Origin of the sequence: Pseudoduganella sp. RAF53_2 (assembly GCF_052113985.1) — a bacterium.
Classification (GTDB): Bacteria; Pseudomonadota; Gammaproteobacteria; order Burkholderiales; family Burkholderiaceae_D; genus Rugamonas.
The window spans coordinates 1-4097 of record NZ_JBFRDW010000562.1 but is presented as its reverse complement, the minus strand read 5'-3'; the positions used below and the strand labels follow the sequence as shown (position 1 = coordinate 4097).

The 4097-nt window shown below is 62.2% G+C and carries 3 protein-coding genes, 1 pseudogene and 2 riboswitches; of the genes and pseudogenes, 1 reads left to right on the top strand and 3 read right to left on the bottom strand.

All coding sequences use genetic code 11. The annotated features are described in order from the left end of the window. The 3 genes and pseudogenes from AB4Z11_RS25345 to gcvT all read right to left on the bottom strand — a co-directional run. Nucleotides 1-1685: pseudogene (locus tag AB4Z11_RS25345) on the bottom strand (glycine dehydrogenase (aminomethyl-transferring)); the annotation flags it as partial. Nucleotides 1686-1751: 66 nt separating this feature from the next. Further along, nucleotides 1752-2132, bottom strand: a complete 381-nt coding sequence (gcvH, locus tag AB4Z11_RS25340) for a glycine cleavage system protein GcvH (RefSeq protein ID WP_442028548.1) — start codon at nt 2130-2132, stop codon at nt 1752-1754. 30 nt (nt 2133-2162) lie between these two features. Further along, nucleotides 2163-3281 (bottom strand): glycine cleavage system aminomethyltransferase GcvT, encoded by a 1119-nt coding sequence (gene gcvT / locus AB4Z11_RS25335; protein ID WP_442028547.1) that lies wholly within the window; start codon nt 3279-3281, stop codon nt 2163-2165. 45 nt (nt 3282-3326) lie between these two features. After that, nucleotides 3327-3427: riboswitch (glycine riboswitch) on the bottom strand. Nucleotides 3428-3436: 9 nt separating this feature from the next. After that, a riboswitch (glycine riboswitch) is annotated at nt 3437-3522 on the bottom strand. Between the two features lie 108 nt (nt 3523-3630). Here gcvT and AB4Z11_RS25330 point away from each other — a divergent pair. Next, nucleotides 3631-4056, top strand: coding sequence for an acyltransferase family protein (locus tag AB4Z11_RS25330; RefSeq protein WP_442028546.1), 426 nt, complete (start codon nt 3631-3633; stop codon nt 4054-4056). The last annotated feature ends 41 nt before the right edge of the window (nt 4057-4097 follow it).

Here is a 4097-nt window from a genome sequence, read left to right as displayed (position 1 = left end):
GCGTAGCCGGTCACGGCGCACAGCATGGCTTCCAGCTGATCGATCATTTCGCGGTAGCCCACGGTCTGGTCGTTCGGCGCGAAAGGATGGATGGTCGAAAACTCAGGCCAGGTCACCGGAATCATTTCGCTGGTGGCGTTCAGCTTCATGGTGCAGGAACCCAGCGGGATCATGGTGCGGTCCAGCGCCAGGTCCTTGTCGGCCAGGGAGCGCAGGTAGCGCAGCATTTCGGTTTCGCTGTGGTAGCGGTTGAAGACCGGGTGAGTCAGGTAAGCCGAGGTGCGGCCCAGTTGCTCAGGGAAGTTGCGTTCCACGGCCGCTTCGGTGGCGTCGAAGTCCGGCTGGGCAGCGCCGTTGCCGAACACGGTCCACAGTGCGGCCAGGGTCGAGCGGTCGCAGGTTTCGTCCAGCGATACGCCGACGTGGCGGGCGTCGATCTTGCGCAGGTTGATGCCGGCGGCGACAGCGGCTGCGTGCAGCGCGTCGGCCTTGTCGGTCTTGACGGTCAGGGTGTCGAAGAAGGTTTCGTTGATGCCGTAGCCGGCGCCGCGCAGCCATGCGGCCAGCACGCCGGTGTAGCGGTGCACGCGCTTGGCGATGTTATGCAGGCCTTGCGGGCCATGGTAGACGGCGTACATGGAAGCCATCACCGCCAGCAGCACCTGTGCGGTACAGATGTTGGAGGTCGCTTTTTCGCGGCGGATGTGCTGTTCGCGGGTCTGCAGCGCCAGGCGGTAAGCCTTGTTGCCGTTCTGGTCGATGGTCACGCCAACCAGGCGGCCCGGCATGGAGCGTTTGTATTCATCGCGGGTCGCCATGTAGCCGGCGTGCGGGCCGCCAAAGCCCAGCGGTACGCCGAAGCGCTGCGAGTTACCGACGACGACGTCGGCGCCCCATTCGCCTGGAGGCGTCAGCATGGTCAGTGCCAGCAGGTCGGCGGCCACCACCACCAGTGCGCCGGTGGCCTTGACTGCTTCAACGGCGGCGCGGTAGTCGCGCACAACGCCGTTCACGCCTGGGTACTGCAGCAGTACGCCGAAGGCATCGGTCACGCCAGCCAGTTCGGCCGGGTCGAAAGTCTTGACGGTGATGCCCAGCGGCTCGGCGCGGGTCTGCACCACTTCCAGGGTTTGCGGCAGCACGTCGTTGGCGACGTAGAAGGTGTTCGACTTCGACTTGCCCACGCGCTGGATCAGCGTCATCGCTTCGGCAGCGGCGGTGCCTTCGTCCAGCATGGACGAGTTGGCGATGGCCATGCCGGTCAGGTCGATCAGGGTTTGCTGGAAGTTCAGAATGGCTTCCAGGCGACCCTGGGAAATCTCAGGCTGGTACGGCGTGTAAGCGGTGTACCAGGCTGGGTTCTCGAAGATGTTACGCACGATAACGCCCGGAGTGTGGGCGTTGTAATAGCCTTGGCCGATCAGGGATTTCAGCACCTTGTTCTTGCCGGCGATGCCTTTCAGCTTGGCCAGCGCTTCCTGTTCCGGCATCGGCTCGAAGAACTGGCCGAGGGGCAGGGCGCTCTTGTTGCGGATGCCCGGTGGGACGATGGCGTCGATCAGCGCAGCGCGGGTGGCGTAGCCGAGTACGTCGAGCATCTGCTGCTGTTCTGCAGCGTCCGGGCCGATGTGGCGGGCGATGAATGCATCGCGGGCTTCAAGTTGGGAAAGGCTGGTGCGGGTCATGGTGAAGAAATCTCTAGGCCGAAAATAAGAAGGGCCAGCGCGCAGGCTGGCCCGTTGATGCGGTGATTAGCCGGCGGTCTTGCCGTAGGCGTCAGCGTCCAGCAGGCCGTTGATGGCGTTGGCATCGGACGGCTTGATCTTGAACATCCAGTTGGCGTAAGCGTCGGCGTTGATGGACTCAGGGGAGGCCACCACGGCGTCGTTCACTGCCACCACTTCGCCCGAGACCGGAGCGTAGATGTCGGAAGCGGCTTTCACCGATTCCACCACGGCGCAGTCGTCGCCGGCGGTGTAGGTGTTGCCGACTTTCGGCAGTTCGACGAACACGATGTCGCCCAGCGCTTCCTGCGCGTATTCGGTGATGCCTACGGTGACGGTGCCGTCAGCTTCAGCGCGTACCCACTCGTGGGACTCGGTGTACTTCAGGTCTGCAGGAATGTTGCTCATATTGTGGCTCCAGTTGGGTTGTTGTTCGGGTCAGGCAGCGAGGATTTTACCGTTGCGCACGAAAGGCAGCTTGACGACGCTTGCGGCCAGCTTCTTGTCGCGGATTTCGACGTGCACGGTATCGCCCACTTGCACGCTCATTGGCAGGCGCGCCAGCGCGATGGTCTGCTGCATGGTCGGGGAGAAGGTGCCGGAGGTGATTTCGCCGGTATCGCCATTGGCGGCGATCACTTTCTGGTGCGAGCGCAGCACGCCGCCTTTTTCGCGCAGGATCAGGCCCAGGAACTGCTGGTTCTGGCCTTTGGCTTGCAGGGCTGCTTTGCCGATGAAGTCGCGCTCGGATACCAGGTCGATGGTCCATGCCAGGCCAGCGTCCAGCGGGTTCACGGTTTCGTCCATATCGGAGCCGTACAGATTCATGCCGGCTTCCAGGCGCAGCGTGTCGCGCGCGCCCAGGCCTGCCGGCTTCACGCCAGCTGCGGCCAGTGCATTCCATAGCTTTTCTGCCTGATCGGCAGGAACGCCGATTTCGAAGCCGTCTTCGCCGGTGTAGCCGGTGCGCGCCACCATGGCTTCGCCRAAGGCGGTGCCAGGTACCAGGGCCACATTGAATGGCTTCATTTCAGCGGTGGCGTCTTTCGATTGCGGGATCACGTCCCACACCTTGGCGCGGGCGTTCGGGCCTTGCACGGCGATCAGGGCCATTGCATTGGCGCCGTCGCGGCGCTGGGTGATGGTCAGGCCGGCCTTGGTGGCTTCGTTCTGCTTCTGCATCCAGGCCACGTCTTTTTCGGCGGTGCCGGCGTTGACGACGATGCGGAACCAGTCTTCGGTGAAGAAGTAGACGATCAGGTCGTCGATCACGGTGCCTTCCGGGGTCAGCATGCAGGAATAGAGCGCCTTGCCGGAAACCTGAAGCTTGTCGACGTTGTTGGCCAGCAGGCCGCGCAGGAAGCCGCGCACATTCGCGCCTTTGACGTCCACAACGCACATGTGGGCCACGTCGAACATGCCGACGTCGGTGCGCACTGCGTGGTGTTCTTCGATCTGGGAGCCGTAGTTAACAGGCATGTCCCAGCCGCCGAAGTCGACCATACGGGCGCCGAGGGCACGGTGAGCGTTGTTGAGTGGGGTTGCGTTGAGCGTCATGGTACCTCGGTGCCGAAAAGAGTAGGGTTAACTGAACATAGATACGCCTACCCCTCTGTCCTTGGTACCTGAGAGATAGCGGGAAGATAATCCCGCACGCCCCTTCGGTGGGCTGCCTTATGCAGCCGCTCTCCAGAGTTTGAGCTGCCGTTGCAGCCCCTTGACAGGTCCTTTTGCCTGAGAGTTTTTGGGTGGTGCCCCTTCGGCGGCAGACAGTTCTGCGCTCTCCCGATCAAGACTCGGGACTATATGTCAGTGAGGTGTTTATGTCAATCTGAACACGATGTTCTTGCTGGGTTAGCCCGTGCTGACTATATTGGAAATTTGACATCGCCGCGCGGTGCTGACCATGAACGAAAAAGCCCATGACAACGCGTTCGACGTTCTGCGCATGACGGCGGCGGCAGCCGTTTTGTACAGCCATAGTTTCCCGTTGCTTGGGCTCCCGGAGCCGGAGCCGCTGCCCGGCCTGACCTGGGGACGATTGGCTGTCGCGGTGTTTTTTGGCATCAGCGGATTTCTCGTTGCGCAAAGCTGGGAATCCGATTCGCACGGCTTACGATTCCTGGCGCGGCGTGCCTTGCGCATTTTCCCCGGRCTGCTGGTGCTGGCGTTACTGAGCGCCCTCGTATTGGGGCCTGCCGTAACCGTTCTGCCACTGGCCGGTATTTTTCCGCTGCCGCCACCTGGAGTTATATCGGAGAAGCCGGCATGGGATTGGGCGGCACATCGTTGCCCGGGGTGTTTGCAGACAATCCTTTCCCGGGTGCCGTGAATGGTTCGCTCTGGACCCTGGAATACGAAGTCCTCATGTAC